Genomic DNA, 26,137 nt, shown 5'->3' with positions numbered 1-26,137 from the left:
GTTTTCGTGGCGTCACGAAAATGAACATCAAAGTTTTACCTATAAAACTTCGTGTCGTAATTCATCTCTAGCTCTTAGGCCGCCAACTGTTCAGTTAATTGCAGGATTTCATTGATTTCCGCCGGGCTGAACACGCCGCGGATCCCCTGTGGGTGGATGACGGTAAAGGGTGCATTAATCAGATCCCGCTTTTCCACCTTTTCACGCTCGATGATGAACCCCTTGAGTAGGTCAAGAAAAGCCAATTGCTGACTGGTCAGGGTTGTGTGGTTAGAGATGAATTGGGCAAAGGCTTCGCCGACGGTGTCTGGGTAGCTTTTCAACCTCTCGATTCCGAGGATATGGCGAATAAACTGAATAAAATGCGCCTTGCGGTTTTTATAAACCTGACGTAGCAAGTCCTCGGTAATGTGTGGGTGCTCTTCGTGCAGAAGTTCTGCCAGCTGTTGGGCTTCTTCCGCTGTGACTGGACCACCACTTTTGATCTTTTGCAGTACCGGGTTGTGCTCGGTGAGTTCGGTAACCAAGGCTTCAACCATTTCCTGGTAGCGGCTGATGCTGACGGCTTCGTTCTGCGGACCGAATTCGACCCATTCCTTATGGTGCAACTGGTCGGTCAGGTTCAGGTGTATCGGGCCCTGACCTGTGGGCTGCTCGCGGAACTTCATCAGGGGGCCGAGTTTCTCTGTCAGTTCGTCAAAGGAGTTTTCGTCAGCCTTGTGCCAGTAGTGGCTGGTTTGCGCCCGGCGGATCAGGTCTTCCTGCTGTTTGACGAAGGAAACGGAAAGGGGCAGTTCGCTGAGCTGCTCGACGATGCCTTCTCTCAAGGTTTCTGCCTGTTCCTTTTCTTCCTTACTGTTACCCAGTAAGGCCAGCGAATATTCGAGCAGATCACGCTCAAAGCGCATGGCCTTGAAGTCAGCCTCGGATACCGTTCGAAATAATGGCTTGATTTGCGCGCGCAGAAACTCGATGCGGTCGTGGTTCAGGGTAACCCAGAAATTCTCTTCTTCCAGCCGCGCCAAGTCGGCGGCGGCTTCCTTGATGATCACGGATCCGACTGGCAGAGCTATAATTTGTTGGCGCAGTTTGTTGATCTCGCCCTCCGCAATATCGGTGTTATTACTGTCTAGGGCTTTTTCAATTTTGTCGATGCGCAAGCCTACCAGCCGAACGGGTAACGGCAGTTGGGCCTTGAGCACTTTGCCTTTGGGTTGAAGCTTGAAATACTCGAAGTTATCCCAGCAATCTAGAATCAGGAAGGTATCTTTTTCGGTACACCAGGGTTTCGGTTTGCCAGTTTCCAACAGACGGGTGCCACGCCCGATCATTTGCCAGAACTTGGTATAGGAATACACCGGCTTGGCAAACACCAGATTGACGACTTCCCGCACGTCAATGCCGGTGTCCAGCATATCCACACTGATGGCGATGCGTGGCATGTCGTTATTGGTGAACTGATCGAGCAGGCCGCCCTTGCCATAGACACGGGGGTCATCAGAGACAAGGACTTTAGATAGCTCTCCTTTGTATTGAGGATAGAGTTTGTCGAAGATTTCCTCGATACGCCGGGCGTGAGCCTTGGAAGAAGAGAAAAAGATGGTTTTACCGGGCAGCACGCCATTGTCGTCCTTGATGCATTCCTCCATGAATTCTTTGACAATCAGGGTATTGGTGCCGGTATTAATGACCTGCTTTTCCAGTTGTGAGCCTTCGAAGTTTATTTCTTCGATATCCTTACCTTCGAGAATCAGTTTTTTCTGATCTTCCAGTGAGATAGTGCGCTTGCTGATGCCTTCCATCTGGAAGCGTGTCTGTATTTTCATTACCTGAAAGCTGCACAAGTAAGGCGGCACATTGTTAACAGCTTCTTCGTAGGTATAGGCGAAGGTGGGCAAGCCATCCTCACAGCGAAATAGCTCGAAAGTGTTGTGATCAATAAGGTCGGTGGGGGTGGCAGTCAATCCAAGGGTAATGGTCTTGAAGTAGTCCAGTACCTCTTTATAAGTGTTGTAGATAGACCGGTGACTCTCATCGACCACAATAAGGTCGAAAAAGTGTGGGGATAGCGACTGTGATACATCCCGAATGATGTTGAGCATGGTGGGGTAGGTTGCCACATAGATCCGCCGATCTGTGGCGATCAGCTTTTCGCCTACATTGGGCCAATGCGGTTCATTGGGCAGATACTCCTTGAAGGCATTGAGCGCCTGTTCTCGCAACGCAATACGATCCACAAGGAACAGCACCTTTTCCGCGTGCCCCGCACGCATCAGAGTATCCGCCAAGGCAATACAGGTGCGGGTTTTTCCGGTGCCGGTAGCCATGACCAGAAGGAAATCTCTTCCCTGAGCTTCAATTCCCTCCAATACGGCACGTATGGCACGGACTTGGTAGTCTCGACCTGCAATGTTGGTATTGATCAGTTCCTGAGTGAGCGGTTTGCGATTGCGGCGGATATAGGCAAAGCGCTCTAAATCATCGCGCGTGGGAAATCCAACTACCTTTCGCGGTGGGTAGTGCTCCAAGTCCCAGAAATAGGTGTCATGGCCGTTCGTGTAAAAGCAAAACGGTAACTCTCCACCCAACTGATTCTGGATGTTGTAGCAATATTGTTTGGCTTGCTCCCGGCCCAAAGCTGCATCTTTACTCGTACGCTTCGCCTCAACCACGGCCAGCGGCTTACCATCCTTGCCGAGTAGGACATAGTCGCTGAATTGACGGCCATCATAGGGCGAGCATGGCTCTTTTATCCCTTCTGGTTTACCGACCAAAATGTCGAACTCCTCCACCACTTGGGTGGGGTCTTCGACATTCCAGTTTGATGTGGCGAGGAGCTGGTCAATCAGCTCGGCGCGAGTCTGGGCTTCTGTTTTTGTCATTCTTCACTTCTCCAGACCTATAGCATCACGCCGGCCAATAGAGTCGTTTTAACGGCAAAATACACTTGATATCCAACGCATTAAAGAGGGCGGCGGTTTCGCGGTTCTTCGTAGAGACTTAGGGGGTGGAACCGATTAACAACATGCCATCCTCCATATTCAAAAAGTATAGAAGTGTAGGGAAAACTCCGGCTACGTAGCTCTAAATATGGACAAAACGTGCTAAGCGTCGACTATAGCACCAAATCGCTCAACAGAATATAAGTGCTTTATTTATAGGCTAAAATCTATTTATATGGAACTCTATCTACTTCCCGATGCAAAAACTGCTGAAGATTTTCCCCAGTAAGTCATCAGGTGTCATTACACCAGTGATTTCCCCCAAAGAATCCTGGGCAGCACGAAGGTCCTCTGCCAACAGTTCACCAGCTCCATAGCCCTGTAACTGGTCCTCGCCCTGCAGCAGGGAAACGCGGGCCCGCTCAAGGGCATCCAGGTGACGACGCCGGGCGATAAAGCCGCCTTCGGTGGTACTGGCAAATCCCATGCACTGCTTCAGATGATCTCGCAGCACTTCCAGACCGTCCGCTGACTTTGCCGCAATGCGCACCACCGGCGCGGCACTGGCGTCCAGTTGCTCGATGCCCGCTGGTTCGCCAGTCAGGTCCACCTTGTTGCGGATGACGGTCAGGGGCGCGCCGGGTGGTAACTGGTCGATAAAGTCTGGCCACAGTTGATGGGGTTCGGTTTCCGGTGTGGTGGTGGCATCTACCATCAATAATATACGGTCGGCCTGACGAATCTCGTCCCAGGCCCTGGCAATCCCGATCTGTTCCACTTCGTCGGGGCTGTCCCGCAGGCCGGCGGTATCGATGATGTGCAGGGGCATGCCATCAATGTGGATGTGTTCGCGCAACACATCCCGGGTGGTGCCTTCAACTGCGGTCACAATGGCCGCCTCCCGTCCCGCCAGGGCATTGAGCAGACTGGACTTGCCAGCATTGGGACGCCCGGCAATCACCACCTTCATACCATCTCTTAGAATGGTGCCTTGCTGGGCTTCCTCAAGGATAACATCCAGGTCCTGGATAATGAGCTGCAGGTCGTTCGCCACTTTGCCGTCAGCCAGAAAATCGATTTCCTCTTCCGGGAAATCGATCGCAGCCTCGACATATATCCGTAGGTGGGTAACAGCCTCAACCAGGGCGTCAATTCTGCGGGAGAATACGCCTTGCAGGGAACGCACCGCACAGCGCGCTGCCTGCTCCGAACTGCTTTCAATCAGGTCGGCGATAGCCTCGGCCTGGGTCAAGTCCAGTTTGTCGTTCAGGAAAGCCCGTTCTGAAAATTCTCCGGGCCGGGCCAGGCGAGCCCCAAGTTCGCACACCGTTCTCAACAGCAGGTCGAGAATAACGGTGCCACCGTGGCCCTGGAGCTCAAACACATCCTCGCCGGTAAACGAATGGGGATTGGGAAAATACAGCCCGATACCTTCGTCGATCAGTTCCCCCCGAGTGTCCAGGAACGGACCATAGTGTGCGTAACGCGGCCTGGGCTCGAACCCCAGCATCTGGCGCGCAATGGCCGTTGCCTGCGGGCCAGATACCCGAACAATACCCACCCCGGACTGGCCCGGGGCCGTGGCAATTGCTGCAATGGTATCGGTGGCATAAAACATCGTTACTTTCCTCTTCCCCCTTGCCCCTTCGGCCCCCTGAAATAACAGAGGCTCCCAAAAGGAGCCTCCGCAATCACTGGAACCGTTGGATGACCGGTCAGCTCTTCTTGGCCGCAACTTCTGCTTCAATCTTGCGGGTAATGTACCACTGCTGGCTGATGGACAGGATGTTGTTGACCAACCAGTACAGAACCAAGCCTGCCGGGAACCAGAGGAAGAACACGGTAAAGATCAGCGGCATCAGCTTCATGATCTTCGCCTGCATCGGGTCCGGTGGTGTCGGGTTCAGACTCATCTGCAACATCATGCTGGCACCCATCAGGATGGGCAGGATGAAATAGGGGTCCATGACCGACAGATCCTGGATCCACAGCATGAAGGGAGCATGTCTCAACTGGACACTTTCAAACAGCACCCAGTACAGGGATATAAAGACCGGCATCTGTACCAGTATCGGCAGGCAGCCACCCAACGGGTTTATCTTCTCCCGTTTGTACAACGCCATCATTTCCTGGGACATGCGCTGGCGATCGTCGCCATACAGTTCTTTCAACCGTGTCAGCTGGGGAGCTACCGCACGCATTCTTGCCATGGACCGGTAACTGGTCGCCGACAGTTTGAAGAACACCGCCTTGACCAGGACTGTCAGCAGGATGATAGCCACACCCCAGTTGCCAACCAGCCCGTGGAACCAGTCGAGAATAATGAACAATGGCAGGGCAATGAAGAACAGGAAGCCGAAATCAACCGTCCGGTCGAGGTTCGGGGCAACGTTCTCAAGGCGCTCAATGATCTTGGGACCGACATAGGCCTTGGCGGACACTTCGCTGGTTTGACCCGGCTCCACGACGGTCGCGGGATACACAAAGCCCATGACATAGAGCGGGCCACGACGAGTGGACTGGAACTGGGCCGGCTGATCACGTTCGGGCACCCAGGCCGCCAGGAAGTAATGCTGGAGGAAGGCCAACCAGCCATTGGTCACTGATTGGTTTATCGGGTTCTCGGAGAGATCGTCAAAATCGAACTTCTCGTAAGGATCTTCTGGCGAACTGACCACCATGCCCAGGAAAGCACGTATGCCCAGGCTGTTCTGTGCGGTTGGGTCCGGTGCCTGATCACGGACAATCTTGCCCGTCATGTTTGCCTGCCAGACGCTATCGGACTGGTTGTTGATCTGATAACGAACATCAATCTCATAGCTGTCACGGCTAAACAGATACTGTTTGGTGACTTCGACATTGTTGTCCGTGGTGAAGGTGAGATCGACCGTCAGTGTATTCTCGCCTTCCTGCAGTTCGTATTCTGACGCAGACGCGTTGTAAACCGGAGCACTGCCATTGCGTTTGCTGTCGATGCCATCGCGGCCAATCAGCCCGCTTTCCATGATGTAGGTGCGCTTGCTGGTATTGGTCAACAGCCTCAGTGATTCTTCACTGTCGAGGGACCGGTCGTGCTGTAACAAAGAACTTTCAATCAGATTACCGCCTACACGGTCGATCTTGAGTTCGTAGACATCGGTACGCACGGTGATGAGTTGATCACTGGCAGAAACGGAGGATGTCTCCGAGGCCGAGATTGTCTGGCCATCGCCTTCCGGAGTGGTGAATTCTTCGCTTGAGGTATCCGGGCCACTGGCGCTCTCGCTCGGGAGAGTCATGTCATCCGTCGATGCAGGCTGGGTACTGGTACTGGCCTGTTCCGTAGCGGGTTGGGTCTGCGGCTGGTTATAGTCTTCATTCCAGGCAAGCACCATCATGTAACTGACAATGGCAAGGCCGGCAAATAATACAATGCGTTGAATATCCATAAACTTACTGTTTGGTCTGGTTAGCGTTATGGGTTTGGCTGGCCGGCCCGCAGCAGATGGAAGGTACTACCTCAGTGCGAACGTCAGTGCCCGGAACGGGATCATACCCGCCTTTTGCCCATGGATGACACCTCATTAGACGTTTGACCGAAAGAAAAAGGCCTCTAATGGCGCCGTGGGCGGTGATGGCTTCGACAGCGTATTGGGAACAAGTGGGGTAGTGACGGCAATGACTGGCCATCATCGGGCTGATCGCGTACTGGTAGACTCGGATGGGCAGGAGCAGCAGTTTGCGCATTAACCCGTTCCTTTGCCGGTACCGGAAAGTTCCGATGTGGTTGGTTTCTGGAGCTGGCGGTTTTTCTTCCTGAGGCGTGCCCAGAGCTCCGTCAGGGTAGCATTGAGCGCGGCATTATCAAGCTCCGTCAATCCTCGCCGTCCAAGAACCACGATGTCCAGGGCAGGGTATTCCCGCTCGTGCCTGAAGGTTTCCCGAACCCGGCGTTTAACGCGGTTTCGTTGTACAGCCAGTTTGAGATTCTTCTTTGAAAACACCAACCCAATCCTGGCGTGCCCCAGAGTATTGGGTGTGGCCAGGATCAGGAAATGTCGGTGCGGAACCCTTAGCTGTACGTCATCGAAGACTTTGCCGTAATCGGATGGCTTGAGCAGCCGGGACGATTTTGGAAAGGTCAAAGCCTTCATCAGGCGGTCAATGTCTTATGCAGACAGACGGGCACGGCCCTTGGCGCGACGACGGGAAATTACCTTACGGCCGTTGGCGGTTGCCATGCGGGCACGGAAACCGTGAACGCGCTTACGCTTCAGTACGCTTGGTTGAAACGTTCTTTTCATGGTGTCGGTCTCACATTACAGATGTTGGAAATTCAATCGTTGGCTGGAAAATGAACAGCCAAAACAGGAGCGGCATTCTATGCAATGTGGCGGTGGAATTCAATGGTTATTCGAGACCAGTGTCGGGTTATTTCCATCTCCGCTGATTCACGGTTCAGGTAATAAATTCATTAGGTCTTTTTGTATTCTCTTTAAGGATTATTATTACTGTTATTAGGCAGGCCTTTTTCTGTGGAAAACCGATGGAATTGATTTGGAAACAGGGGATTGGATGGTTCATAAAGTGGTTGAGAAGTGGGGATGAGGCCTGTGTATATCCGAGGCAGGAAATGTGGGTAAGTTGGAGGTTTGCTCAGATCGCGATTTATCCACCGAACATCGGGGTGTCGTCCACAGGGTTGAGAGCGCTTTGTACACACAGGTCTGTGGGTAACTTTTTCTGCACGATATTTCTGTACACAAGCCTGTAGGTAAGTCTGTAAAAAATTGAAATAAAAGAAAATAAATTTCCACAGGCTGTTTATTAAATGCGTTTGGCTCTTTCACTCGGGAGGCCCTCAGGTTAGAATCCTTGGTCATCTCTTTCGTCGGGTCATGGAGATCCGTGACGAGAAATTTCTGAGGCATCGGAGGCAAGACTGTCGTGCCGAACAACATATGGCATCAGTGTCTGGAAGTACTCCGGGACGAGTTTCCCGCCCAGCAATTCAACACCTGGCTTAGACCCTTGCAGTCGGATCACCGCGAGGGTCAGTTGATGCTGTTCGCACCCAATCGGTTCGTCATGGACTGGGTGAACGAAAAATACCTCAGAAGAATTGAAGAAGTCCTGAAGGATCTGCACGGTGGCCAGGCACCTCGGATTGATATGAAGGTGGGTTCCGCGCCACGGTCATCTGACCTGGTGGTCCGTTCCGAGAACGCGGTCAGTGGTGTGGCCGCCGAACAGGAGGAAGCGGGCAGCCGGGTAACGGAAGAAGAGAAAGGCGTTGCGGCCACAGTGACCACGCCTTCGGTGAAGGCCAAGAGCACCAGCGAACGACGTTCGGTTCAGGTTGAGGGTGACATCAAGCACCAGAGTTTCCTGAACGAAGGCTTTACCTTTGACACGTTTGTGGAGGGTAAATCGAACCAGTTGGCCCGGGCGGCCTCGATGCAGGTGGCGGAGAACCCTGGTGGAGCTTATAACCCACTGTTTTTGTATGGTGGTGTGGGTCTGGGTAAGACCCACCTGATGCATGCCATTGGTAATGACATTGTACGGCGCAACCCGAGAGCCAAGGTGGCCTATCTTCGCTCCGAGCGTTTTGTGGCGGATATGGTGAAGGCACTTCAGTTAAACGCCATCAATGAGTTCAAGCGCTATTACCGCTCTGTGGACGCATTGTTGATAGACGATATTCAGTTTTTCGCCCGCAAGGAGCGCTCCCAGGAAGAATTTTTCCATACTTTCAATGCGTTACTGGAAGGCGGACAGCAGGTTATTGTGACCTGTGACCGCTTTCCGAAAGAAATTGTGGATATGGAAGAGCGCCTTAAATCCCGTTTCGGCTGGGGCCTGACCGTGATGGTAGAGCCACCGGAGCTGGAGACCAGGGTCGCCATCCTGATGAAAAAGGCGGAGCAGGTGAACGTCAAACTCAGCAGCGAGGCGGCGTTTTTCATCGCGCAAAAAATTCGATCGAACGTTCGTGAACTAGAAGGGGCGCTGCGCCTAGTGATAGCGAATGCTCACTTCACTGGTTCGGAGATCACCCCGCCGTTTATCCGGGAAAGCCTCAAGGATCTGTTGGCGCTGCATGAAAAGCAGGTCAGCATCGATAATATCCAGCGCACGGTGGCGGAGTACTACAAGATCAAGGTGGCCGATTTGTTGTCAAAACGGCGTACCCGCACTGTGACCCGGCCAAGACAGGTTGCCATGTCCCTGGCCAAGGAATTGACCAATCACAGCCTGCCGGAAATTGGCGATGCGTTTGGTGGCCGTGATCACACCACGGTATTGCATGCCTGCAAAAAGATTGTAGAGCTGCAGGAAACGGATCCTGGCATCCGAGAGGATTATCAGAACTTTATGCGGCTACTGACAACCTGACCGGGTTAGCGGCAGCCAATACACATTCACCTTCCAATAAAAGAATGCTGAGTGCCATGAAACTGACGATCAGCCGAGAATCTCTGCTCACCCCCCTTCAGTCCATTGCCGGTGTGGTGGAGCGAAAACAGACCATGCCCGTTCTCTCCAACGTGTTGCTGGTGGCCGAGGATAATACCCTCACGCTGACTGGTACCAATATGGAAGTGGAACTGGTGGGCCGGGTGTCACCGGTGCACGTTGACCAGCCAGGCCGCATTACAGTTCCGGCGCGGAAACTGTCTGATATTTGCCGGGCGTTGGGTGATGAGGCGCCTATCGAGTTGGCGTTGGAGGGCGACCGCCTGCATCTGCGTTGTGGCGCCAGCCACTTTACGCTGTCGACCTTGCCGGCGGAGCATTTTCCCAATGTTGAGGATGATGCGGAAAGTTTTGGCCTGGAACTGCCCCAGAAAGAACTCAGCCGAATGTTCGATGCAACTGCCTTTGCAATGGCTCAACAGGATGTTCGCTATTACCTGAACGGGCTGTTGCTGGAAGTCGACAAGGATCACGTTCGCACCGTGGCTACTGATGGCCATCGCCTGGCCATGGCGCATTTTGATTTGCCCACCGGCTGCCCGGAACCCCGCCAGGTGATCGTGCCGCGTAAGGGTGTGCTGGAACTGGCGCGCTTGCTGGATGATGTGGAAACCCCGGTGACCCTGGTGATCGGAGACAATCATCTGCGCGCGACGGTAGGCTCCTATACCTTTACCTCGAAGTTGATCGAAGGCAAGTTCCCGGACTATAACCGGGTCATTCCCCGCGGTGGGGATAAAGTTGTCCTGGCGGATCGCGCTACCCTCAAGAACACACTTCAGCGCGCCGGCATTCTATCCCATGAAAACATCCGTGGCGTACGCCTGAACTTGGCGCCCAACGAGTTGCAGGTATTTGCCAACAACCCGGATCAGGAACAGGCCGAAGACGCGCTGTCGGTCGAGTATCAGGGCGAATCACTACAGATTGGCTTTAATGTAGGCTACCTGGTGGATGTGATGAACGCGCTGGATGAAGATCAGGTCAAGATAACCTTGGCGAATCCCAATAGCAGTGCGTTGATTGAGGCCGAGAACGACAATCGCTGCCTCTATGTCGTCATGCCGATGCGGCTGTAGGTCCGCCGGATTGGTTGTGGCCGCCAGATATTTACCGGATCAGTAAGGAAGAGAGTGATGGGAACGGTGACGAACAGCCTCAAGGGTGCCTTTCGAATCGGTCAGACCGTATCGGTGTTGGGACGCGCTGGAGTGAATTGGGTGCGGGGCGATCGACCGCCCGCGCCGAGGTTGCTCAGGCAGACGTTTGAATCCCTGGGTGCCACCTACATCAAGCTCGGCCAGTTTATTGCCAGCTCCCCCACGTTTTTCCCCAAGGAATACGTGGAGGAATTCCAATACTGTCTGGACCGTACCCCAAGCCTGCCATTCAGTGTGATCCGGAAAATTATCCGGGACGAACTGGGCCGACCAATCGAAGACGTATACTCTGACATTGACCCGGTGGCTTTGGCGTCGGCATCGATTGCACAGGTTCACGCCGCAAAGCTGGTTACTGGTGAGGATGTGGTGATCAAGGTGCAAAAGCCGGGTGTGGAAAACATTCTGCTGACGGATCTCAATTTCCTGTACCTGTCCGCGAAAATTCTGGAGACCCTGGCGCCCAAACTATCCTGGACTTCGTTGTCTGGAATCGTGGAGGAAATCCAGCGCACCATGCTGGAGGAGTGCGACTTCATCAAGGAAGCGAACAACCTTAAGGTGTTCCGGGAATTTCTCCATAACACCCACAATGAAGATGCTACCGTGCCACGGGTCTACGAAAGCTGCAGTACTCGTCGCATTCTTACCATGGAGCGTTTCCACGGTGTACCTCTGACGGATCTTGAAAGCATCCGGGGTTACGCGCGGGATCCGGAGCGCACGCTGATTACGGCAATGAACACCTGGTTTTCCAGCCTCACCCAGTGTGAGTTTTTCCACGCCGATGTTCATGCGGGCAATCTGATGGTGTTGAAAGACGGCCGGGTTGGTTTTATTGATTTCGGTATTGTCGGTCGCATCCGTCCGGATACCTGGCAGGCCGTCAGCGATTTTATTTCAACGGTCATGGTCGGCAATTTTGAAGGCATGGCCGACGCGATGATTCGTATAGGTATCACCCATCAAAAGGTTCAGGTGGCTGAACTGGCAGCCGACCTGCGGCGCCTTTACCAGCAAATGGACACCATGGTGCCGGATGAAGTGCCCTATCAGGCTGAACAAGCCGAGGATGACGTGAACAACATCCTGATGAATATGGTACGGATTGGTGAGGGCCACGGGCTGCATTTTCCAAGAGAGTTTGCGCTCTTGTTGAAACAGTTCCTGTATTTCGACCGTTATGTTCACATACTGGCGCCGGAAATGGATGTCTTCATGGACGAGCGGTTGAACATGCTGCATTAATCGCGTTCACCCGCGAGGTTTTGTACACTGGGGCAGCGTTGTCGGTAAGGCACGCTGCCTTTTTTGTCCCCGTCTCCTGCTGGTTAATAACCTATCGTGACCTATGGCGCTTGTTAAACTTCAATCGGAACATTTCCGCAATCTCTCGCCTGCGCCGGTCAGTTTCTCACCTTCCATTAATTTGTTATATGGCGCCAACGGCAGTGGAAAAACCAGCGTTCTGGAAGCCATTGGCTACCTGGGGCTTGGCCGCTCATTCCGGGTAAGTAGACATCAGGCGGTGGTTAGCCACGGCCAACACAAACTGACGGTGTTCGGTGGCCTGGATCAGGGAATGTCGGGAGGGGAACAATCATCAGTTGGAGAGCTTAACCATCGTGTGGGCATCTCCAGGGATGTGACCGCTAAAGAAACCACGCTTAGAGTGGATGGGGAAGCAGTTCGTAACCTGTCTTCGCTTGCCCGGCATCTGCCCGTCTCGGTTATCGATCCGGGGGTGTTTGATATTGTTGCCGGCGGACCCGGAAAACGCCGGCAGTTTCTCGATTGGGCAGTGTTCCACGTGGAACCTTCGTTTGCTTCGTTGTGGCAGCAGTGTCAAAGAGTGACGTCACAGCGGAATCAGATCCTGAGAAATGGTAGAATAGATGACGCTCTGATGAAGGTCTGGGATTCCCAGTACACGGAGTTGGCAGAGCGATTGACGCAAGCCCGGAACGAAACCTTTCGGCTCTTTACCAAGGCTTTTTACAGTTTACTCGGTGAGATAGACGCCCCCTGGGTTGATGGGCTCAAGCTGGACTATTACGTTGGCTGGGACGCCAGCCAACCCCTGGTCGAGGTACTACGTTCCCACCGGGAGCAGGAACAGAAAATGGGCCATACCCTGTACGGTCCCAATCGGGCTGACATCCGCTTGCGATACCAGGGAAGGCCGGTGGCGGAGACCTTCTCCCGGGGCCAGCAAAAGACGTTGGTCATTTTGATGAAGATCGCACAAGGCATGGTGCTGAGCGATCTTGGAAAGCAGGTTACCTTTTTGCTGGACGATATCAATGCAGAGCTGGATGTCGTCCACAGGGCCATGCTTGCCCAAAAGCTCTACGAATTACGATGTCAGGTGTTTGTGACATCGATAGAGGCGCCCAGGCCGGATGAATTATGGCGGCACACCATGCCGGAATACAGATTGTTCCACGTGGAACATGGCAAATTGACGGAAGAACAGGAACCCGGATGATCCACTTTCATCGCTCTAGAATAACAGCGGCAATGGCTTCACGCCGGGAAATCACCCTTCAGGAGTACCCTAATGAGTGAATCGAACTACAACTCCTCAAGCATCAAGGTATTGAAAGGACTGGATGCCGTTCGGAAGCGGCCCGGCATGTATATCGGTGACACTGATGATGGCACGGGCCTGCATCACATGGTCTTTGAGTTGGTGGACAACTCCATTGACGAGGCATTGGCTGGGCACTGTTCTGAAATCGGGGTGATCATCCATCCGGACGAATCGGTCACGGTCAGGGATAACGGCCGTGGTATTCCCGTCGACCTTCACAAGGAAGAAGGTGTCTCCGCTGCGGAAGTTATCATGACGGTTCTCCATGCCGGTGGTAAGTTTGATGACAACAGCTACAAGGTCTCAGGCGGGCTTCACGGTGTTGGGGTGTCGGTGGTAAACGCCCTCTCCTCCTCCCTTACGTTGACCATTCGACGTGATGGCAAGGTTTACGAGCAAACCTACAACAACGGCGTACCAAAAGCGCCGCTCGATGTGGTTGGCGACACCGACGCCAGTGGTACGAAGGTTCACTTCATTCCATCCCCGGATACGTTTACCAGCATTGAATTCCACTGGGATATATTGGCCAAACGCCTGCGGGAGCTGGCGTTCCTGAACAGCGGTGTGCGTATCCGCCTGCAGGATGAGCGTAGTGGCAAGGAAGAGGTATTCGAATACGAGGGTGGCCTGCGTGCCTTTGTTGAGCACCTGAACTCCAACAAGACACCGATCAACCGCGTGTTTCATTTCATCAAGGAACGTGAAGACGGTATTGCGGTGGAAGTGGCCATGCAGTGGAACGATGCCTTCCAGGAAAATATCTACACGTTTACCAACAACATCCCGCAGCGCGACGGTGGAACCCACCTCGCTGGGTTCCGTGCGGCCCTGACCCGTTCGCTCAACAACTATATTGAGCACGAAGGCCTGGGCAAAAAGGCCAAGGTCAGCACGTCCGGTGATGACGCTCGGGAAGGTCTGACGGCTATTATCAGCGTGAAGGTTCCTGACCCCAAGTTCTCGTCCCAGACCAAGGACAAGCTGGTTTCTTCCGAGGTCAAAACCGCGGTTGAGCAGGAGTTGTATCAATCCTTTGCGGACTTCCTGCAGGAGCAGCCCAACGAGGCCAAGCTGATCGTCAACAAGATGATTGAAGCGGCCCGCGCCCGTGAAGCGGCCCGCAAGGCCCGTGACATGACGCGCCGCAAGGGGGCGCTGGACATTGCCGGTCTGCCGGGCAAGTTGGCGGACTGTCAGGAAAAAGACCCCGCTCTTTCCGAACTGTTCATAGTGGAGGGTGATTCCGCCGGTGGTAGTGCCAAACAGGGGCGCGATCGGAAGACACAGGCCATCCTGCCACTCAAGGGTAAGATCCTGAACGTGGAGAAGGCCCGCTTCGACAAGATGTTGTCCTCGGCGGAAGTGGGTACGCTCATTACTGCGCTGGGCTGCGGCATCGGGCGAGAGGAATTCAATCCGGAAAAACTCCGCTACCACTCCCTGATTATCATGACCGATGCGGACGTGGACGGTTCCCACATCCGTACGCTGCTACTCACCTTCCTGTTCCGTCAGATGCGTGAAATTATTGAGCGTGGCCATGTGTTCATTGCCATGCCGCCGCTGTACAAGGTCAAGCGTGGCAAGCAGGAGCAGTACCTGAAAGACGAGAAAGCCAAGGAAGCGTACCTGACACAGACCGCCCTGGAAGGCGCCCAGCTCTATGTCAATCCGGAAGCGCCGGCTATCAAGGATTCCGCTCTGGAAACCATGGTGAAGGACTACCAGGCGGTGATGGCGATGATTGATCGCCTGTCCCGCGCCTACCCGGCCAAGGTACTCCAACAAATGCTGGATAACGTGACCCTGAAGCCGGAACACCTGAAGGAAGAGGCAGAAGTGGCTCGTTGGGTGGCTCGCCTGGGTGACGGCCTTCAGCTGGATACTCGCACCGGCACCAAGTACACCTTCTCCGTGGAAAAGGACACCGAGCGCAATCTCTACCTGCCGAAGGTGGTGATTTATGTGCACGGGATTCCCCATAACCACGTGTTCAGCCATGAGTTCTTCGAGTCGTCCTCTTACGCGGCCATCGCGAGGATGGGTGAGACACTGGACGGCTTGATCGAAGACGGCGCTTATATCCAGCGTGGCGAGCGCAAGCAGGCGGTGCTGTCTTTCGAGGGCGCTCTGGAATGGCTGATGAAGGAAGCCCAACGCGGCCTGAACATCCAGCGCTATAAGGGGCTGGGTGAGATGAACCCGGAGCAGTTGTGGGAAACCACCATGGATCCGGAGACTCGTCGCATGATGAAGGTCACCATCGAGGACGCCATTGCGGCGGACCAGATCTTCACCACCCTGATGGGCGATGACGTCGAGCCACGGCGCCTGTTCATCCAGAGTAATGCGCTTGAAGTGACCAACCTGGACGTGTGATCAAGGCGGGTTTTTGATCGGACCCGGGTTATCCGGGCATACGAAAAAGGCGACCTGATGGTCGCCTTTTTTATTTATAATTCAGTTATTTAGAGGAATTCAGTATTTCTGACTGGCGTCAGCTACCGTTACCTGTGGATGTGTCAGACGACTTGTTGTCGTGCTGGGCCGCAAGGTGCGGCGCCATAACATCCTCAAGGGTGTAGCCGGTGAGCCGGCGAATAGAACGCCAGAGGTAGTAGAAAATGGCGATCATCATGATCATCGAGGGAATAGCGATCATGGGATAACTCACCAGGGTCATCCTGCCTAGTTCTTCATTGAACGCCTGGGTTCCGGACGGGCTGGTGACAATCCACTTGGCCAGCACGAAATTCATGATGGAGGAGAACAGAAAGGTCAGGCTGAAGAAATAGCTGGCCTTGAGCAGGCGGGCCTCGAACTCTTCCTCACTTCCGTTTTCTTTCAGCACCGCCTGAATCTTGTCCACGTTCAGCACGGACGGGTTGTACAGCAGCGTTCTAACCAGCGGATAGCGTGTACGGGTTGAAACAAGCACGGCAATACCGATGACGGCGGGAACAGCCGCTTCCTTGATCGCCAGCCAGCCGGCATCCAGCTCCATCAGGCCGATACCGCCGGTCAAACCGACGCTGACAATGCCGAGCACCGCAATAAAGTTGTACTTGCGATAGCGCACCAACTCGAACAGTCCCCATCCAAGGGGGAACGCAAGCCCGATGACCAGGGCCATGACACTGCCCAAATATTCATCCCCGCTCAACTTCATCAGAATGACGGAGGGAATGATGATACTCACGAGTAGATCAACCCAGGGCCTTGGCTTGTGGGTCGGTGGAGATTGGATTTCCGGGTCGGTCATAAATCAGCCTGATCGTTCGGGGAAGTGATGCCGGTGGAATCCAGCATACCGAAAAAGTCGTCAGGCAGTATACGATGAAACCGTGAGTGTGAGTAACCGAGGTCGGCGGTACCGGCCCGCTAATGCGGGCCGTTTCAGTTGGTGTGGTAGTGGCAGATGCGCTTCAGAAAGAACCGGAAGTGGAACTGCTGGTGCCCTCACCTGCGGTCTGTACCAGGTTATTATCCCCTGACTGCCACTGCTGCTGGGCGCTGGGATCGGTTTCGCTGCGCTTCAGGCATTTCCACTCGATGGAGGTCTCCGCTGGTAGATTGATCGACCCACTCCAGGTTGGGTAGGCTGTTGGATCCAGTTTTACCGCATCGGTAGGTGACCAGTTACCCAAAGCATTGTTGTTGCCGGTAACGTACACACTTTGCCCCATGGTGGTAGTGCCGTTCTGGCACTGGAAGGTGACGGATGCCGTCCCTGCTGTTGGCGGATTGGGATCGCTTCCGTCACAGGGGGCACCGCTATGAAGTGCCGCTGCCTCCATCGCCGGTACCGTCAGTGCCACCTGGCCATTCTGCACCGTTACGCAGGCACCGTTGCCAGCCACATTGCGATAGTTTCCATCGGCCAGCCCGGTGCTGAAAGTCCGTGACAGTGTGCTGACTTCACGGTTGATGGCGACGAACCCCTTATTGCCCCGACTAAAGGCAATCTGGTTATTGCCATTGTCCCACCAGCTGTTCACGCCCTGGCCGTCGGTCTCAGCCCGGAAGGCAACCATGTTGGCAATGGAGTCCCAGCGATGTTCGCATACCCAGGCGGACCCGCACTGAGCAGTGCCGTTCTGGTAGACGTTTTGGGCTGGAGGGCCCTGGTCACCGTTGGAAAATGCGTAGCTCGACATTACCTTGGGGTAGCCATAAGGCCAGCCCAGCATGAACACGTTGGCCAGGTTGTAGAGATCACCATCCTTGTAGGTCAACACATTGCTGCCACCGGCACCGTGGCCACGTTGGTTGTCATGGTTGTCGGTGAATACAACGGCATCACCGCCGGACAGGAAGCCCCAGCTCTCACCAAAGGCGTTGAGGTTGGCCAGTTGCTGGTTCTTGAAGACGTTGCCGATGGACGCGCTGTAGCGGAACTCGGTGACGTCTGACGTACCCGTGTACTCAGTGGCACTGACGGCTTCGCCACCCAGGTCGATCACCTCCTGGAATACGTACAGCGGGCCGCCGGCCTGATTGATGACGGCGCCGATATCACCGGGCGACATATGTTTGGCGGCATCCACCCGTATACCCTTCACACCCAGCGACGTGAGCTGATTGAGATAGCCGGCCAGAGTGTCGCGCACGTAGCCGCTTCCGGTATCCAGGTCCGGTAAGCCGACGAGGCGGCAATTGCGAACGCGCCAGGCATCCGAACTGTAATCCGAGCCGTTGATACTGCATTCGGCGTGGAAATCGTTGCCACTGTAGATAGGATAGGTCAGGGAATCGCTGCTGTAATAGGACCCGGCGGTGCCGTTTCCCGTACCATTGGCGGTATGGTTGATCACTGCATCCACGTAAACATCCACTCCGGCCGCGTTGCAGCGCGAAACCATGTTAGCGAACTGGTTGGCGTTACCACTGCGGCTCTGGAGCTGGTAGCTGACCGGTTGATAGCGCGTCCACCAGGCGCTGCCCTGAATGTGTTCCTGCGGCGGTGACACCTGAACGGCGCTGTAACCCTTGGGCCCAAGAAACTGTTCACATTCAGTGGCGACATCGCTCCACTTCCATTCGAACAGATGGACAAAGGTACCGGCGTGGGCGGTATTAATGGGCAACGCAAGTGTCAGGCCGAGACTGACACCGGTTACCAGGCGTTGTATGGAGATCATTGTGTGCTCCTGTCTTGTATTTGTTGTGGAGACGATCCAATGGCCACTGCCGGCTGTTGACGGCAGTTGTGGATGTCCATCGTCAACATGAAGTGTTCAATCGTTAGCCAAAACATCCTTTCAGGCAGTTTGCGGGGAGTAGTCAGGGGGAGGAGTTGCAATATTTACGTAGCTTCTGAATACGTGTCACTAAACTGAAACACGCCTGCCAGTGGGATCGGTTAAGCTTGCAGCCGGTGTTTTGACGGGGCTTTAGGAGGAAGCATGAAGATCATTGCGTTTTACAGCCTTAAAGGCGGTGTCGGTAAAACCGCTGCGGCTGTAAACATTGCCTACCTGGCCAGCCAGGCTGGCATTCCCACCCTGCTATGGGATCTTGACCCTCAGGGCGCGGCCAGCTGGTACCTGGCGGGAACCGACGAGATCAAGGGTCGGAAACTGGTTGCACTGATGGATGGCAAGACCCCCATCGGCAAATTCATTCGGGCCAGCGCCTACCCTGACCTCGATTTTATCCCGGCCCATAACAGTTTTCGCAACCTTGATGTCCGGCTGGATAAGGACGACAGCGCCAATACCCTCAAAAACTGGCTGGCGCCGCTATCGGAGGAAACCAGCCTGGTCGTACTGGATTGCCCGCCCTCGATGTCGCGGTTGTCCGAGCAGGTGTTGAAAACCGCCGATGGCGTGTTCGTGCCTGTGGTTCCGACCTGGCTCGCTCTGAATAGCTGGCAACAGCTCCAGGCCTTCGCCAAGGACAAGAAGCTCAAACCCGGTCGTCTGCACCCGTTTTTCTCCATCGTGGACCGCCGCAAGAATCTGCATCGCGAGATGGTGATCCATCGCAAACAGCGCCTCGAGAATGGGCTGAACGCGCTGATTCCCAATGCCAGTGTGGTGGAGAAGATGGGTGAGAGTGGCCAGCCGGTGGAACTGATGGATCGGTCATCCGCAGCTGCCGATGCCTATCGGCGCTTGTGGAAGGAAATCAGGAAGTTGATCTAGAACGGATAGAGCCCATAAAAAAACGCTGGTCAGCTTCACACTGACCAGCGTTCCGGTATACAGCGGCAGGTGTGTTAATGACCCTGCCAGAAGGTGTTAGCCCACCTCTTTCAGTGCCTGCTCAACGATCGCCAGGCCTTCCTCAAGAATATTGTCCTCGATGGTGACCGGCATCAGGAAACGCAAGGTATTGCCGTACATGCCGCAGCTCAGCAGGATCAGGCCGTTTTCCTTGGCTTTCTTGGTAACGGCCGCCGCCAGGTCTGCCCGCGGTTCCTTGCTGGTTTTGTCGGTGACCAGTTCAATCGCAGCCATGGGCCCGAGGTTGCGCACGTTGTCCACGTGGGGGAACTGTTCCTGCCACTGATCAAAGCGTTTGCGCAGTGTGTCACCCAGGCGCTGACTCTTGCCCAGAATGTCTTCTTCCTTGAACACGTCAAATACTGCCAGGGCTGCCGCACAGGCCGTCGGGCTGCCAGTGTAGGTGCCGCCGAGGGAGTTCGGGCCGGACGAGTCCATAACCTTGTCGGTACCGACAATGGCTGAGATCGGCATGCCATCGGCCATACTCTTGGCCATGGTCATCATGTCGGGCTCAACACCGCTGTGTTCGATGGCGAACATCTTGCCAGTCCGGCCAAAGCCGCTCTGAACCTCATCCGCGATCATCAGGATGCCGTTCTCATCGCAGATCTTGCGGATCTCTTTGAGGAAGCTGGCTGGTGCGGCGTAGAAACCACCCTCACCCAACACCGGCTCAATCACGATGGCGGCGGTGTCACTGGCGGGTGAATCGGCCTTCATGGCCATCTTCAGGCCACGGAGCGCTTCATCCTCACTGACACCGTGATAGGGAACCGGATAGGGGGCGCGGAAAACGGTGCCCGGCATTGGGCCGAAATCGGTCTGATAAGGAGCGGCTTTGCCGTTCATGGCCATGGTGTAGAAGGTACGGCCGTGATAACCGCCGTCAAAGCAGATCACATTGGTTTTGCCGGTCGCCGCGCGGGCGATCTTCATGGCGTTTTCCAGGGCTTCTGCGCCGGAGTTGGCCAGCATGACCTTGGCGTGGCCCTTTACCGGAACCACTTCACTGAGCTTCTGCGCCAGCTTCACATAGCCCTCATAGGGCATGACGGTCTGGCAGGTGTGCATCAGCTTGTCCAACTGCGCCTTCACCGCTTCAACCACTTTGGGGTGACGATGGCCGATATTCAGTACACCAATGCCGCCGGCGAAGTCGATCATACGCTTGCCATCGGCATCCCAGAGCTCGGCATTGGTCGCATGGTCGGCAAACTGCTCGTTGGGGCTGGCAGCACCGGCCGCGACATAACGTTCTTTGAGTGCCTGCAATTCTTTGTTCGTCACTTTGCCTCTCCTCGAATTCGGTTTGGTACTGTCAGCATACACGAAATGATGGCCCGGTTTGAAAACCCGGCCCTGTTGTTTCTACGTACTGCGGCCGCCAATGTCCTCCCGGAACTGAAGTTCTGCAAGTCTCCGGTACAGCGGATTCCGTTCGACAAGTTCATCGTGGTTGCCGATATCCTGAATAATTCCGGCGTCCATCACAATGATACGATCGGCGTGCCTGACGGTGGCCAGCCGGTGTGCGATGACCAATGTCGTGCGGTTGGACATCAGTCCCGGCATGGCTTGCTGGATCAGGTGTTCGCTTTCTGCATCCAGTGCGCTGGTCGCCTCATCCAATAACAGTATAGGCGCATCCGCAAGCAGTGCGCGGGCAATCGCCAGCCGCTGCTTCTGCCCCCCCGATAGCCCGAGCCCCGTGTCGCCCAGTGGCGTTTCATAGCCTTTTGGCAGTTTGCGGATAAACTCATCGGCATGGGCAATCCTGGCGGCCTCCACCATGGCAGTGTCGCTGGCCTCCGGTCGGGCGTAGCGGATGTTATCGGCAATGGTGCCGTGAAACAGCGCGGGGTTCTGTGGCACCAGCGCAAAGCATTGGCGCAGGTCTGTAAGCGCTAACTTACGACTGTCAACGCCGTCGATAAGAATCTGCCCCGTGTCGGGGTCATAGAACCTCAAGAGCAGATCGAACAACGTAGACTTTCCGGCACCAGAGGGACCAACCAGGGCCACGGTTTCGCCTGCCTGGATGTGAAGTGAAAGGTCTTGCAGAACCTCGATATCGCGGCGGGCCGGATAGGAAAAGGTCAGATTGCTGATCTCGATGTCGCCGCGAAGGGGGTCGGGCAGAGCCTGGGTGGCGTTTGCCCCACTGAGGATTTCACTGGGTGTCTGCAGCAGCTCGAAAATCCGCGCCGCTGCTCCGGCTGCGCGCTGCAACTCACCAATCACTTCACTGATGGCGCCGGCGGCCAGTCCCACCAACAGGCTGTAGAATACAAATGCCGCCAGCTCGCCCGGGCTGGTACGGCCAGAGATCACATCCAGCCCGCCAATCCAGATCACCACGCCAATGGCACCCATAACCAGGGTAATGGCGATGGTGGTCAGCCAGGCCCGCTGGCGAATCCTCACACGGGCAATCTCGAAGGCATTTTCCGCCACCTGTGAGAAAAACCGGCGGTCATGAGGCTGATGGTTGAACGCCTGCACCGTCTTGATCTGGGTGAGGTTCTCCCCCACGTAGCTGCCCACTTCCGCGACCCGGTCCTGGCTCAGCCTGGACAGCTGCCGCACACGGCGACCATAGATCAGGATGGGAATGATCACCAATGGGAAGCCGAGGATGATGATACCGGCAAGTTTGGCATTGGTTATGAAGAGCAGGATCAGACCGCCCACCAGCATCAGGGTGTTGCGCAGCGCGATGGAGACCGTGGAGCCGATGACGGATTGCAGCACTGTCGTATCAGCGGTAAACCGCGACTGTATTTCCAGGCTTCGGTTTTTCTCGTAGAAACCAGGGTGAAGGTCGATCAGATGGTTAAACACCTGCTTTCGAATATCCGCCACCACCCTTTCGCCAATCCAGGACACAAGATAAAAGCGGGCAAAGGAGCCGATAGCCAGTCCGATCACCAGCACAAAAAACAGACCGACTGCTTTGGTCAACATCGCGGGAGACTGGGTGGCAAGGCCCTGGTCCACCAGAATCCGTAAGCCCTGACCCAGGGCAAGTGTGATGCCGGCTGTAATAACCAGAGCCACGAGAGCGCCGGTAACAGCCTTTTTGTAAGGGCTGATAAAATCGACAACCAGTTTCAGAGCCTTCCGATGACGGGTGTTGATGGTGTGCCTCCAGGATAAGGGGTACTGTAAACTCCGATAACAATACGGTTTTTACTCGTATTAGAACCTATCATACAGCTACGTAAGAGCGTGCGGGGTGGGACTTGTCTGCCAGGACCGTCAAAAGCCATGGATGGCTTTTGTCGAGCGTACAGGGACGTATTTACAGCGTGTCCTGGCAGACAAGTCCCATTTCGTGCGCTCGACTACTCCGTTATTGAAGGGAAACCCGAGTGCGCGCCTACGCTGACAACGAGTACCCCGCCAACCACAAACCCGACTGGAAAGTCATCGCCGGCCTATGGCCCTATCTGGCGGAATTCCGTGGTCGAGTCATGCTGGCACTGGGGTTCCTGATCTTCTCCAAACTGGCGACGGTGGCTACACCGGTCGCCCTGAAATACATCGTCGACTACCTGGACGAAAATCAGGGCGGCGAGGTACTGCTGTGGATTCCGGTCATACTGGTCGTCGCCTACGGTCTGCTCCGATTTGGCAGCACCCTGTTCAGCGAATTGCGGGACGCGGTGTTCGCCCGAGTCGCGGAACGGGCCATGCGACGAGTGTCGCTGCGGGTTTTCGAACATCTGCACAACCGGGAGCTGTCCTTTCACCTGGACCGGAAAACCGGCGGACTGGCCCGGGACATTGAACGGGGCACCAACGGCATCAGCTTCCTGCTGCGTTTCACCCTCTTCAACATTGTCCCCACCCTCCTCGAAATCCTGATGGTGGCCGGTATTCTCTTCGTGGTGTTCAACGTGGGCTATGTGCTGGCGATCCTGGTAGCGGTGGTGGTGTATGTGGTGTTTTCCATCAAGGTTACCGAGTGGCGCACGAAATACGTGCGCGAAGCCAATGCCCGGGACAACCAGTCCAATTCCCGCGCAGTCGACAGCCTGCTCAACTACGAGACCGTAAAGTATTTCAATAACGAACGCTTCGAGGCAGCGCTCTACGACAAGGACCTGGATGACTGGGAACAGGCACGGCTCAAAAACCGGCTGTCGCTGGCGGCTCTGAATTCGGGCCAGGCCCTGATCATCGGTGTGGCGATGATCGTCATCATGGCCATGGCAGTGCAGGAAGTCGCCAGTGGTGAGATCACCCTGGGGGATTTCACCATGATTAATGCCTACCTGTTACAGCTGTTTATACCGCTCAATGCACTGGGGTTCGTGTATCGGGAGATCCGCCAGGCGCTGGTGAATGTGGAACGGCTGTTCGGGTTGCTCGGCGACGAACCGGTCATTGAGGACGCGCCGAACGCCAAAGCGTTGGTGGTGGACAAAGGCGAGGTTCGTTTCGACCAGGTTCACTTTGGTTATCGTCCCAACCGTCAGATCCTCCGGAACGTGAGTTTCTCTATTCCCGCTGGGCACACCGTAGCTGTCGTGGGCGCCAGCGGTGCGGGGAAATCGACCCTCGCCCGCCTGCTTTTCCGGTTTTACGATGTGAACCGGGGCAGTATCACCATCGACGGTCAGGATATCCGTGAGGTCACCCAGGACAGCCTGCGTTCCGCCATTGGCGTGGTGCCCCAGGATACGGTGCTGTTCAACGACACACTCTTTCGGAACCTGGCCTACGGTCGGCCTGATGCCAGCGAGGAAGAGGTGTACCGGGCAGCCCGAATGGCGCACCTGGAACAGTTTATCCACAGCCTGCCCGATGGCTATAACACACAGGTTGGTGAGCGGGGGCTGAAACTTTCCGGCGGCGAGAAACAGCGGGTCGCCATTGCCCGGGTACTTCTCAAGAACCCACCGTTATTGGTTCTGGACGAAGCCACATCTTCTCTGGATTCGCTGTCTGAACAGGCGATTCTGGGGGCCTTGAAGGAAGTCAGCCGCCAGCGCACCTCCCTGGTTATCGCTCATCGGCTGTCGACGACGCGCGATGCGGATACCATTCTGGTGATGGACGGCGGCTGCATTGTCGAGAGTGGCAACCACGTCGAGCTGCTGGGCCAGAAGGGGCATTACGCCAGGCTCTGGGAACAGCAGCATCGAACTGGTGATGATGGTCAGGCAAGCCCCTGATCATGGGCCATGGCCATAGCCGCTTTCGGCCCTGTCCATAGCGATGGCAGTATGACAAAGGAGACCGGTATGGCGGTTATCACAATGAACTGCTGTAGCACGCCAATCTGCCCTGAACCCATATACAGCAGAATGGCGGCCATCAGCGCCATGGCACCGCCCCAGAATACCCGGATCCAAGGATTTGGCTCATCATGGCCCGCACCCACCATGGCAATGGAATAGCTCATGGAGTCGCCGGTGGTGGCGACAAAAATGGTGGTGAGTAGCAGTATCGCGGCGGCCATCCAGGTGCCTCCTGGCAGCGCCTGGGCCACGGTCAGTGTGGCGACGTCAAAACGGAAATTGTTCAACGCTTCGGTCAGGTCAAAGGTGCCGGCCAGCTGGTGATAGATCCCCGAGCCACCCAGCAGCGTAAACCAGATTGTGGTGGCAATAGGTGCCAATACGGCAACCGCGAGGATCATTTCACGAACCGTGCGTCCGCGGGAAATTCGCGACACAAACACCGCCATCAAAGGCGTGTAACCAATAAACCAGGCGAAGAAAAACACCGTCCACCATTTCATCCACCAGTCTGGCGCCGTTTCAGCGGTCATCGTCGACATCGCCATGAAAGACGTCAGGTACTCGCCGAATGACTGGGTAAAGGTGTTGGCCAGAAACAGTGTGGGACCGAACAGGAAAATCACTGCGGCGATGGCCAGGGCGAGGAGCACGTTGAACCGGCTGAGCAGCTGAATACCCTTATGCAGGCCGGTCATGGCGGAGGTCATGTACACCCCGGCCAGAATGATCAGTACCGCGAGCTGGGTGCCATAGCCATCGGTGATGCCAAACAGCTCGTGCAGCCCGAAACTCACCTGGGTTGCCAGGAAACCGATAGGGCCGACGGTTCCCGCCACCACGGCAATGACGCAAAGGGCGTCAATCACCCCACCCAGCTTGCCTTGAACAGCGTTCTCACCAAACACCGGATACAACAGGGTTCGCGGCTGCAGCGGTTTGCCCTGATCATAGTGAGCCCTGCTGAGAACCAGTGCGGTCAGCGAGCCGAGCACGGCCCAGGCAAGGAAGCCCCAATGAGTAAACGACTGCGCCATGGCGGGAGCGGTGGCCGCAGCCGTTCCGGCTTCGGTATCAAACGCCGGTGGTGTTACCACAAAGTGATAGACCGGTTCCCCGGCGGCGAAAAACACCCCTCCACCGGCCAGCAATGTACACATGATCATTGAAAGCCAGCGAAAACGGCTGATTTCCGGCCGGTCCAGGCCACCAATCCGTGCATTGCCGGCCTTGCTGACCGCTGTTCCGAGTGCGATGAAAAAGGTTGCCAGCAGGAGTAGTTGGAAGAACGACCCCAGGTACTTTGCCGTCCAGGTGAATCCGGCGCCAATCGCTGTAGCGACGGCGCTGCTGTCAATAATGGAAGCGCCAACGAACAGCAGGATGAAGCCAATCGTAAGCGTCAGAACGATCGGGTCGCTATCGGAGAAAGCGCCCGGCCGTTCCTCGGTAGCCAGGGAGTTTGTCTGGGAGGTCATGGTTGTTCCTTTCGCGAAGAGCCGCG

The 26,137-nt window shown here is 55.4% G+C and carries 18 protein-coding genes; 7 read left to right on the top strand and 11 right to left on the bottom strand.

From position 1 onward, the window contains the following. Positions 1-74: 74 nt before the first annotated feature. From SIC19_RS10285 to rpmH, 6 genes are all read right to left on the bottom strand, one after another. On the bottom strand, positions 75-2,882 hold the full coding sequence (locus tag SIC19_RS10285; protein ID WP_127402039.1) for a DEAD/DEAH box helicase family protein: 2,808 nt from the start codon (positions 2,880-2,882) through the stop codon (positions 75-77). Positions 2,883-3,189: 307 nt separating this feature from the next. Then, positions 3,190-4,560, bottom strand: coding sequence for a tRNA uridine-5-carboxymethylaminomethyl(34) synthesis GTPase MnmE (gene mnmE, locus SIC19_RS10280; RefSeq protein ID WP_036211739.1), 1,371 nt, complete (start codon positions 4,558-4,560; stop codon positions 3,190-3,192). Positions 4,561-4,657: 97 nt separating this feature from the next. Continuing rightward, the gene (yidC, locus tag SIC19_RS10275; protein WP_127402040.1) at positions 4,658-6,370 is read right to left on the bottom strand and encodes a membrane protein insertase YidC; all 1,713 of its coding nucleotides are present in this window, start codon (positions 6,368-6,370) and stop codon (positions 4,658-4,660) included. A gap of 4 nt (positions 6,371-6,374) precedes the next feature. Continuing rightward, positions 6,375-6,668: a membrane protein insertion efficiency factor YidD gene (gene yidD / locus SIC19_RS10270; protein WP_036211745.1), complete on the bottom strand. Its 294-nt coding sequence runs from the start codon at positions 6,666-6,668 to the stop codon at positions 6,375-6,377. Further along, positions 6,668-7,075, bottom strand: coding sequence for a ribonuclease P protein component (gene rnpA / locus SIC19_RS10265; protein WP_036211748.1), 408 nt, complete (start codon positions 7,073-7,075; stop codon positions 6,668-6,670). The genes yidD and rnpA overlap by 1 nt, the downstream gene beginning before the upstream one ends. Before the next feature lie 15 nt (positions 7,076-7,090). Then, complete coding sequence (gene rpmH / locus SIC19_RS10260) at positions 7,091-7,225, bottom strand: 50S ribosomal protein L34 (protein ID WP_008172542.1); 135 nt, start codon at positions 7,223-7,225, stop codon at positions 7,091-7,093. A gap of 643 nt (positions 7,226-7,868) precedes the next feature. Here rpmH and dnaA point away from each other — a divergent pair. The 5 genes from dnaA to gyrB all read left to right on the top strand — a co-directional run bounded on the left by dnaA (position 7,869) and on the right by gyrB (position 15,536). After that, positions 7,869-9,320 carry a chromosomal replication initiator protein DnaA gene (gene dnaA, locus SIC19_RS10255; protein ID WP_036211752.1) on the top strand — a complete coding sequence of 484 codons (1,452 nt, stop codon included), beginning with the start codon at positions 7,869-7,871 and terminating at the stop codon, positions 9,318-9,320. A 56-nt stretch (positions 9,321-9,376) separates the two neighbouring features. Beyond that, positions 9,377-10,480, top strand: coding sequence for a DNA polymerase III subunit beta (dnaN, locus tag SIC19_RS10250; protein ID WP_127402041.1), 1,104 nt, complete (start codon positions 9,377-9,379; stop codon positions 10,478-10,480). Positions 10,481-10,537: 57 nt separating this feature from the next. Next, a complete protein-coding gene (locus tag SIC19_RS10245) occupies positions 10,538-11,809 on the top strand; it encodes an ABC1 kinase family protein (protein ID WP_127402042.1) in 1,272 nt (423 codons plus the stop codon). A 103-nt stretch (positions 11,810-11,912) separates the two neighbouring features. Continuing rightward, positions 11,913-13,049: a DNA replication/repair protein RecF gene (gene recF, locus SIC19_RS10240; protein ID WP_036211762.1), complete on the top strand. Its 1,137-nt coding sequence runs from the start codon at positions 11,913-11,915 to the stop codon at positions 13,047-13,049. Positions 13,050-13,121: 72 nt separating this feature from the next. After that, positions 13,122-15,536 (top strand): DNA topoisomerase (ATP-hydrolyzing) subunit B, encoded by a 2,415-nt coding sequence (gene gyrB, locus SIC19_RS10235; RefSeq protein ID WP_036211765.1) that lies wholly within the window; start codon positions 13,122-13,124, stop codon positions 15,534-15,536. A gap of 118 nt (positions 15,537-15,654) precedes the next feature. Here gyrB and SIC19_RS10230 read toward each other — a convergent pair whose 3' ends face one another. Further along, the gene (locus SIC19_RS10230; RefSeq protein WP_075196403.1) at positions 15,655-16,419 is read right to left on the bottom strand and encodes a VC0807 family protein; all 765 of its coding nucleotides are present in this window, start codon (positions 16,417-16,419) and stop codon (positions 15,655-15,657) included. A gap of 163 nt (positions 16,420-16,582) precedes the next feature. Continuing rightward, positions 16,583-18,298, bottom strand: a complete 1,716-nt coding sequence (locus SIC19_RS10225; RefSeq protein WP_185906462.1) for a carbohydrate-binding module family 20 domain-containing protein — start codon at positions 18,296-18,298, stop codon at positions 16,583-16,585. A 264-nt stretch (positions 18,299-18,562) separates the two neighbouring features. Between SIC19_RS10225 and SIC19_RS10220 the strand changes: the two genes are divergently transcribed. Next, positions 18,563-19,303, top strand: a complete 741-nt coding sequence (locus SIC19_RS10220; RefSeq protein WP_127402043.1) for a ParA family protein — start codon at positions 18,563-18,565, stop codon at positions 19,301-19,303. Between the two features lie 96 nt (positions 19,304-19,399). Here the strand turns inward: SIC19_RS10220 and gabT are convergent, their stop codons facing one another. Further along, positions 19,400-20,674 (bottom strand): 4-aminobutyrate--2-oxoglutarate transaminase, encoded by a 1,275-nt coding sequence (gabT, locus tag SIC19_RS10215; RefSeq protein ID WP_007152976.1) that lies wholly within the window; start codon positions 20,672-20,674, stop codon positions 19,400-19,402. 81 nt (positions 20,675-20,755) lie between these two features. Beyond that, on the bottom strand, positions 20,756-22,501 hold the full coding sequence (locus SIC19_RS10210; protein WP_127402044.1) for an ABC transporter transmembrane domain-containing protein: 1,746 nt from the start codon (positions 22,499-22,501) through the stop codon (positions 20,756-20,758). A gap of 257 nt (positions 22,502-22,758) precedes the next feature. Between SIC19_RS10210 and SIC19_RS10205 the strand changes: the two genes are divergently transcribed. Further along, on the top strand, positions 22,759-24,567 hold the full coding sequence (locus SIC19_RS10205; RefSeq protein WP_127402045.1) for an ABCB family ABC transporter ATP-binding protein/permease: 1,809 nt from the start codon (positions 22,759-22,761) through the stop codon (positions 24,565-24,567). Here the strand turns inward: SIC19_RS10205 and SIC19_RS10200 are convergent. Next, positions 24,552-26,111 carry a BCCT family transporter gene (locus tag SIC19_RS10200; RefSeq protein WP_127402046.1) on the bottom strand — a complete coding sequence of 520 codons (1,560 nt, stop codon included), beginning with the start codon at positions 26,109-26,111 and terminating at the stop codon, positions 24,552-24,554. The two genes, SIC19_RS10205 and SIC19_RS10200, sit on opposite strands and share 16 nt — an antisense overlap. Positions 26,112-26,137: the final 26 nt, after the last annotated feature.

Origin of the sequence: Marinobacter sp. MIT930201, assembly GCF_047122665.1 — a bacterium.
GTDB lineage: Bacteria > Pseudomonadota > Gammaproteobacteria > Pseudomonadales > Oleiphilaceae > Marinobacter > Marinobacter salarius.
This window is presented reverse-complemented; position numbering and strand designations above follow the sequence as displayed.

Excerpts from the sequence above, each read along its gene's own strand:
- SIC19_RS10285 (WP_127402039.1), bottom strand. The coding sequence starts at position 2,882 with ATGACAAAAACAGAAGCCCAGACTCGCGCCGAGCTGATTGACCAGCTC.
- mnmE (WP_036211739.1), bottom strand. The coding sequence starts at position 4,560 with ATGTTTTATGCCACCGATACCATTGCAGCAATTGCCACGGCCCCGGGC.
- yidC (WP_127402040.1), bottom strand. The coding sequence starts at position 6,370 with ATGGATATTCAACGCATTGTATTATTTGCCGGCCTTGCCATTGTCAGT.
- yidD (WP_036211745.1), bottom strand. The coding sequence starts at position 6,668 with ATGCGCAAACTGCTGCTCCTGCCCATCCGAGTCTACCAGTACGCGATC.
- rnpA (WP_036211748.1), bottom strand. The coding sequence starts at position 7,075 with ATGAAGGCTTTGACCTTTCCAAAATCGTCCCGGCTGCTCAAGCCATCC.
- rpmH (WP_008172542.1), bottom strand. The coding sequence starts at position 7,225 with ATGAAAAGAACGTTTCAACCAAGCGTACTGAAGCGTAAGCGCGTTCAC.
- dnaN (WP_127402041.1), top strand. The coding sequence starts at position 9,377 with ATGAAACTGACGATCAGCCGAGAATCTCTGCTCACCCCCCTTCAGTCC.
- SIC19_RS10245 (WP_127402042.1), top strand. The coding sequence starts at position 10,538 with ATGGGAACGGTGACGAACAGCCTCAAGGGTGCCTTTCGAATCGGTCAG.
- recF (WP_036211762.1), top strand. The coding sequence starts at position 11,913 with ATGGCGCTTGTTAAACTTCAATCGGAACATTTCCGCAATCTCTCGCCT.
- gyrB (WP_036211765.1), top strand. The coding sequence starts at position 13,122 with ATGAGTGAATCGAACTACAACTCCTCAAGCATCAAGGTATTGAAAGGA.
- SIC19_RS10230 (WP_075196403.1), bottom strand. The coding sequence starts at position 16,419 with ATGACCGACCCGGAAATCCAATCTCCACCGACCCACAAGCCAAGGCCC.
- SIC19_RS10225 (WP_185906462.1), bottom strand. The coding sequence starts at position 18,298 with ATGATCTCCATACAACGCCTGGTAACCGGTGTCAGTCTCGGCCTGACA.
- SIC19_RS10220 (WP_127402043.1), top strand. The coding sequence starts at position 18,563 with ATGAAGATCATTGCGTTTTACAGCCTTAAAGGCGGTGTCGGTAAAACC.
- SIC19_RS10200 (WP_127402046.1), bottom strand. The coding sequence starts at position 26,111 with ATGACCTCCCAGACAAACTCCCTGGCTACCGAGGAACGGCCGGGCGCT.